General features: G+C 34.8%; 9 protein-coding genes. 5 read left to right on the top strand and 4 right to left on the bottom strand.

The features are described 5' to 3' along the window. Positions 1-3: 3 nt before the first annotated feature. Positions 4-129 carry a hypothetical protein gene (locus ABZA26_RS05675; RefSeq protein WP_372713548.1) on the bottom strand — a complete coding sequence of 42 codons (126 nt, stop codon included), beginning with the start codon at positions 127-129 and terminating at the stop codon, positions 4-6. A 115-nt stretch (positions 130-244) separates the two neighbouring features. Then, positions 245-829, bottom strand: coding sequence for a TetR family transcriptional regulator C-terminal domain-containing protein (locus tag ABZA26_RS05670; RefSeq protein ID WP_372713547.1), 585 nt, complete (start codon positions 827-829; stop codon positions 245-247). Positions 830-1,037: 208 nt separating this feature from the next. Here ABZA26_RS05670 and ABZA26_RS05665 point away from each other — a divergent pair, with 208 nt between their 5' ends. Further along, positions 1,038-1,547 (top strand): hypothetical protein, encoded by a 510-nt coding sequence (locus ABZA26_RS05665; protein WP_372713546.1) that lies wholly within the window; start codon positions 1,038-1,040, stop codon positions 1,545-1,547. A gap of 80 nt (positions 1,548-1,627) precedes the next feature. On the opposite strand, the gene ABZA26_RS05660 is transcribed toward ABZA26_RS05665, so the two are convergent. Then, a complete protein-coding gene (locus tag ABZA26_RS05660; protein ID WP_372713545.1) occupies positions 1,628-2,896 on the bottom strand; it encodes an NRAMP family divalent metal transporter in 1,269 nt (422 codons plus the stop codon). Positions 2,897-3,258: 362 nt separating this feature from the next. On the opposite strand from ABZA26_RS05660, the gene ABZA26_RS05655 reads away from it, so the two are divergent. From ABZA26_RS05655 to ABZA26_RS05640, 4 genes are all read left to right on the top strand, one after another. Next, entirely contained in the window at positions 3,259-4,467 is a 1,209-nt protein-coding gene (locus ABZA26_RS05655) for an MBL fold metallo-hydrolase (protein WP_372713544.1), read from the top strand. Positions 4,468-4,509: 42 nt separating this feature from the next. Beyond that, the gene (locus tag ABZA26_RS05650; protein ID WP_372713543.1) at positions 4,510-4,689 is read left to right on the top strand and encodes an indolepyruvate ferredoxin oxidoreductase subunit alpha; all 180 of its coding nucleotides are present in this window, start codon (positions 4,510-4,512) and stop codon (positions 4,687-4,689) included. Between the two features lie 40 nt (positions 4,690-4,729). Then, positions 4,730-5,107: a desulfoferrodoxin gene (locus tag ABZA26_RS05645; protein WP_372713542.1), complete on the top strand. Its 378-nt coding sequence runs from the start codon at positions 4,730-4,732 to the stop codon at positions 5,105-5,107. Positions 5,108-5,286: 179 nt separating this feature from the next. Further along, on the top strand, positions 5,287-5,604 hold the full coding sequence (locus ABZA26_RS05640) for a cupin domain-containing protein (RefSeq protein WP_372713541.1): 318 nt from the start codon (positions 5,287-5,289) through the stop codon (positions 5,602-5,604). Positions 5,605-5,720: 116 nt separating this feature from the next. Here ABZA26_RS05640 and ABZA26_RS05635 read toward each other — a convergent pair. After that, positions 5,721-6,022: ZIP family metal transporter (locus tag ABZA26_RS05635; protein WP_372713540.1), on the bottom strand; the 302-nt coding region annotated here is incomplete at its 5' end.

Below are 6,022 nucleotides of genomic sequence, written 5' to 3'. Positions count from 1 at the left end.
TTACTATTTTATATAATTTTTATATTCTGGCAGCACCTCTTCTATAGTAACTATCTGGCTACCCATTCTATCTTTTTCAAGAATTAGTGTGGAAAATTTTGACCTTGAAGAATATAGAGCCGCTAACACCTGTAGGCCCACCACATTGCACTTTATATGACCGGTCGTCTTAAAATGTTTTGAAAAATTTAAATAAAATGCCTTTATGTTAAAAAACTTAAATAAAGCAATTTTATTGATTTATTTACTTCAATAAGACCTCGGTTAAAATAGTGTAAAAATCATCTAAGGCAGTTTTGTCGGCTGCCATTTTCATTCTTACAAGTGATCCCTGCCAACTGCTTATTATAAAGCTGGCCAAGGTTTTTAGATCTACCTTACTTTCTAAATCTCCTTTCTCATTTGCTTCCATCAAGTTTTTATAAACCTGCAATACGATCTCTTTGGTTATATCAGCAGCAGCATTTGATATTGATTCAGTGACATCTCCCATTTCCTGGCTGAGGTTTCCTATGAAACAACCGTATTTTAATTCTTTTTTAACTGCATTTTGTATTCCTTTTTCAAAGAATTTTTTTATTCTCTCTAGAGGTTCAAGTTCCTTATTTGTTGATAACAGAATTTTATGAACTGGATTGTTGTTATAATAATAGTGTAAAGCATCTATGGCGTATTGTTCTTTATCTTCGAAATAATTATAAAAAGAACCCTTTGGAATACCTGCAGCATCGGTAATATCTTTTACACTTGTGCCATTGTAACCTTTCAGATACATCAAGTCTATTGAAGATTTTATAATCTCGTCTTTTCTCATTTTTTTATTCTTCATAACAATATTATATGACCAGTCGTCTCAAAAGTCAAGTTTTTTAAAAAATGTACTTAATATAACAAAAATCTAGCATTTAAAAATGAAGGTATAAGTTGTTAAAAAAAAGTAAATTGTATGAAGCTGTTGTATATTGTTGTTAAGTAAGTAAAAATAAGTCTCATTGCATGAGAGCTATACTTTTAAAAATACCGTGGGGGTGATTTTTATGAAAAAAAAGTGGATTTTTGTTTTCACAATATTAACACTTATATTAGCACAGGATTTGTATGCAAAAGATGATAATGCAAATAAGGATAAAAGCAGCAAATCCAGAGAGTCTAAAGAATCAAAGGGAAAGAACAATTCTAGTATAAAATCTAAAGATGCAAAGAAGAACTGGGGCCAGCTTAAGAATGATTTTAAAGAATCTCAGACAGACCTTGATGATGACGGAGATTTTGATAAATACGATGAAAAGTTATACAAAGAACAAATAAAGGCAGAAAAGAGAATAAGAAGAGAAGTCAGAAGATCGGGTATTTCAGATGAATATGTGGAAATGGTTGTAGATCAGTATTTCAACGATCAGAGCATTGATCCCCTTTATACAGAATCATTCTCAGATAGGTCTCTCGATAAAATGGAAAGAGCCTTTGAAAAATATGTGGATTCAGAAGAAAAAATATTTTCAAAACAGGGTATAGAATTAGAAGAAGTAGTGGAAGTTACGGAATAAAATTTCAGTTTGGATTCAAAAAAATAAAAAAAATGGAAGAAAGACAAATAAATCTTTATTCCATTTTTTTTTATAAATAACTATAATAAATATGCAATTATGCTGTTTAAGGATTCCATTCCTCCCAGCCAAAGTACCATTACAACTATAAATCCTAAAAGGGTAAGGATCTCAGAGTGTTTATAGTCTTTTCCTACTACCGTTTTGTTTTTAGATGCCAGTAAAATAACTGCTAATACCACAGGAATAATTATTCCGTTGAATGTTCCTGCAATGAGTAAAAGGACTATCGGATTCCCCATAAGGGCCATTATAAGAGCTGAGAAAGCCGTAAAAAATATCATGGAGAATGTTTCATTTTTCTCTACTATAGGGAAAAGCGTTTTTATAAATGATACAGAAGTATAGGCAGACCCAACTATAGAGGTGATAGATGCCAAAATAAGAATTACTGCGAATATTCTATAGCCGAAAACTCCTGATACATGCCTTAGGGACGAAGCCTCCAAGTTAATTCCGCCAAAGTCTATGCCTTTGGATATGAGCCCCATAACAGCCAAGAAAAGCATAATCCGTATGAATGCAGACAGTGCAACCCCTATACAGGCACTGTAATTTATTTTTTTTAAATTATTTTTTCCGGTTATCCCTGTTTCTATAAGACGGTGCCCCCCGGCAAAGGAGATATACCCTCCGATTGTACCTCCCATGATTGTCATCATTGGAAATATAAGACTCCTAAAATTTTCAGGGTCCAAATTTTTGTGCAAAAGCATGCTGGCAGGAGGGTTTACTGCAAGAACTACATAACCTACAAGAGCTGCTAAAACTAACCCCAGCATCTTCGTAATTTTTTCCATAGTCCCTCCGGCATCCCTAGCCAGAAAAAGAAAGCTGCACAACACTCCGGTGATAACAGCTCCAAGGGATGGCTCTATCCCTGTAAGCATATTGAATCCCAGTGCTGCTCCGGCTATGTTTCCTATATTGAATGCAAGGCCTCCCAGCGAGATAAGAAAGGCTACCAGGTATCCAAGCCCAGGTGCTACCCGATTGGCTATATCCTGTCCTCTCATTCCTGAGATGCCGATTATCCTCCAAAGGTTCATCTGGACAATGATGGCTACAATGGTAGAGAAAATTATTGCGAATATAAAATCGGACTTATAACGACTTGTAAAAAAAGATGTTTGTATGAGAAATCCTGGCCCTACTGCAGATGTAGCCATTAAAAAAGCTGCCCCCATGGGAGTCCCACTGCTTTTTTTTAAGTTTTTATGCATTGAGAATGAGTTTCCTATTTTTCCCTGTGCAGCAAGGGATAATTTTTTTTTGACAATACTTATCATAAGAATAACCTCCGTGATTGGAAAATAAAAAAAGCCGTTTTACCCTCAGAAACTGAGAAAGTAAAACGACTAAAAATTTATTGATAAAGAGACAGGTGTTTAATCTGTTTCGGACAATGAATTCATCATTTACTATATATTGATCTTACTTATATTAAACCTCATAAAATCAAATATGTCAAGTAATGAATGGTACAATCTGTTCTTAAAGTGGATGTGGAAGATAATATAAATTTTTTAAAAAAAATATATAAAGTAAAAGGTTTTTTACTTTATTGTAGTAATATAACTATTGAGTGAAAATTTTTAGATAAATACTATGGAATCACTCGACACAGTTCAGTAATAGGGGGAAACTAATTATGAAAGAATTTGTTCAGTTAAGTGATAGCGTAACTTGGACTGGGGTAATAGATCAAGATATGAAAAAGTTTCACGGGGAAGAACTTTCCATTCCCAATGGAACAACTTATAACTCTTATCTTATAAGAGATGAAAAGACAGTTCTTATAGATACAGTTATTTATAAAAATGGTTACGACTGGGTTTCTAAGCTCAAAAAAGAAATAGATCTCAAAGAGATAGACTATATAGTCATGAATCACAGTGAACCTGACCACAGCGGGGGACTCTTAGAACTTATGAGAGAGATTCCTGATACCCCTATAGTGTGTACAGAAAAGGGTGTGGAAATCCTAAAAAAATATTACAATAAAAGCTGGAACTTCCAGCCGGTAAAAACCGGGGATAAGCTAAATATCGGTTCTAAGGATCTAATCTTTGTGGAGATGAAAATGCTGCACTGGCCAGACAGTATGCTTACCTACCTTACAGATGAAAATATACTTTTCAGTAATGATGCCTTTGGTCAACACTATGCAAATTACGGTCTTTTCAATGATATGGCAGATCAGGATCAATTGAACTACGAGTGTATGAAATATTATGCCTGTATTCTGACTCCTTTTAGTGGTATACTTAAAAATAAGCTGGATGAGATTTTGTCTCTTGACCTAAAGATAGACATGATATGCCCTTCACACGGGGTTATCTGGAGAGATAATCCGTTACAGATTGTCCAAAAGTACCTAAAATGGTGTAATAGTTACAGTGAATCTCAGATTACAATTGTCTATGACACCATGTGGGAAAGTACAAGAAAAATGGCTGAATCAATTGCTGAGGGAATAACTGATGTAAGACAGGATATAAAGGTCAAGCTATATAATTCCGGAAAAAATTCAGAAAACGATATAGCTACTGAAATATTCAGATCAGAAGGTTTTCTTTTAGGGTCTTCCACAATCAATAACGGAATACTTCCTTCTATGGCAGCCTTGACTGAATCAATTAAAGGCCTTAAATTCAAAGATAAAAAAGTAGGAGCCTTCGGAAGTTATGGCTGGAACGGTAAATCCCTTGAGATACTTAATAAGGAATTGGATGCAACCGGCCTGGAAAGAATATCTGATGGGATAAAAATCATGTGGAATTTGGATGATGAAGACAGAGAAAAGTGCATTGAATTTGGTAGAAACTTTGCAAAAAATCTGTTTGTTGAACTGCTTTAAATTTTTTTTATAAATTGAACATAAAAACGAGGAGGTATGACAATGGCTTATAGAATCAAACAAGATGAATGTATCGCTTGCGGTGCGTGCGAACCGGTGTGTCCAGTTAGCTGTATATCAGAGGTGGTAGATGGTAAGAGAGAGATAGACGAATCAGCATGTATAGACTGCGGAGCTTGTGCCGGGGTATGTCCTGTAGAGTGTATAGCTTCAGTAGAGTAATATAAAAACTATATTAAACATAAAAAGGGGGCACAAAATAATGGCAAAATTATTGGAAGTTTACAAATGTGATCTATGTGGTAATATTGTAGAAGTTTTTCATGCAGGAGCTGGGGAACTAGTATGTTGCGGAGAGGCTATGAAGTATCAGGAAGAAAAGACAGCAGACGCATCTAAAGAAAAGCACGTTCCTTTCGTTGAAAAAATTGAAGGTGGATTTAAAGTTCGTATAGGGGAAGAAACAGAGCATCCTATGACTGCAGAACACTATATTGAGTGGATAGAGATTATAGCAGATAACAAAGTTTACAGACAGAATTTAAAACCTGGGGAAAAGCCAGAAGCTGTATTTATGATAGACGCAGAGAAAGTTGTTGCCAGAGAATACTGTAATATTCACGGTCACTGGAAAAACTAAAAGTAACATAATTTTAAAAGCTCCCAGTTTTATGGGAGCTTTTTTCTGTAAGATATTATGGTAACATTTGTTACTGAAAATCAGAAATAAAAATGTTAATATATTCCTGACAAGAAAGATAAAGAAGTGTATCTGTAAGATTTCATTTAGCCAGATATTATTACAAAAGGGAGGATATTATGAGCAAAAATTTAAAAGTAGAAAATCTTAGCCAAATGATAAATTATCAAGACGGATCGGTGGTAAGTAAGATACTCATCGGTAAAAAAAATGGGACAGTAACACTTTTTTCTTTTGATAAGGGACAGGTCCTTAGCGAGCATACTGCTCCATTCGATGCCATGGTGGAGGTATTAGACGGTAAAGCGGCTATCACAGTCTCAGGAGTGGAATATACCCTAGAGCAGGGGGATATGCTCATAATGCCTGCAGACGAGCCTCATGCTCTAAGAGCAGAGGAAAGATTTAAGATGCTTCTTACAATGATCAAATCATAATTTTGAGAGACAGTTCTATGAGCTGTCTTTTTTTTATTTTCTGCAAAATTAATTTCCCATTGAACTTACTAGTATAATCCCACTGCCTTCATTATATTAATTTTATTAAAAGAAAATCAATTCTTCGATAAAATAATAATAATGGCAACAAGAATACCTGTACCTAAGACAATAATACTGAATTTCTTATTTTCCTCTTCTGCTTTGGGCAAAAGGTGAGTTGCTCCTACATAGATCAAGGCTCCTCCTGAGAGTGCCAGTAGGGCACCGAGCTTTGACTGATTAATTCTGCTGATTAGAGGATATGAAACAAGCATACCTAGAGGTGTTGTAAGGGCTGCGGCTAAAAAGGACATAAGGAAAGAGGAACGTTCGCTAAATCCACTTTTAATTAATATCAGATAAGTGATTATGCCTT

Source organism: Ilyobacter sp., from assembly GCF_041583315.1.
Taxonomy (GTDB): domain Bacteria; phylum Fusobacteriota; class Fusobacteriia; order Fusobacteriales; family Fusobacteriaceae; genus Ilyobacter.
Note: the sequence above shows the minus strand (reverse complement) of the source record. Positions and strands in the feature narration are given on the sequence as shown.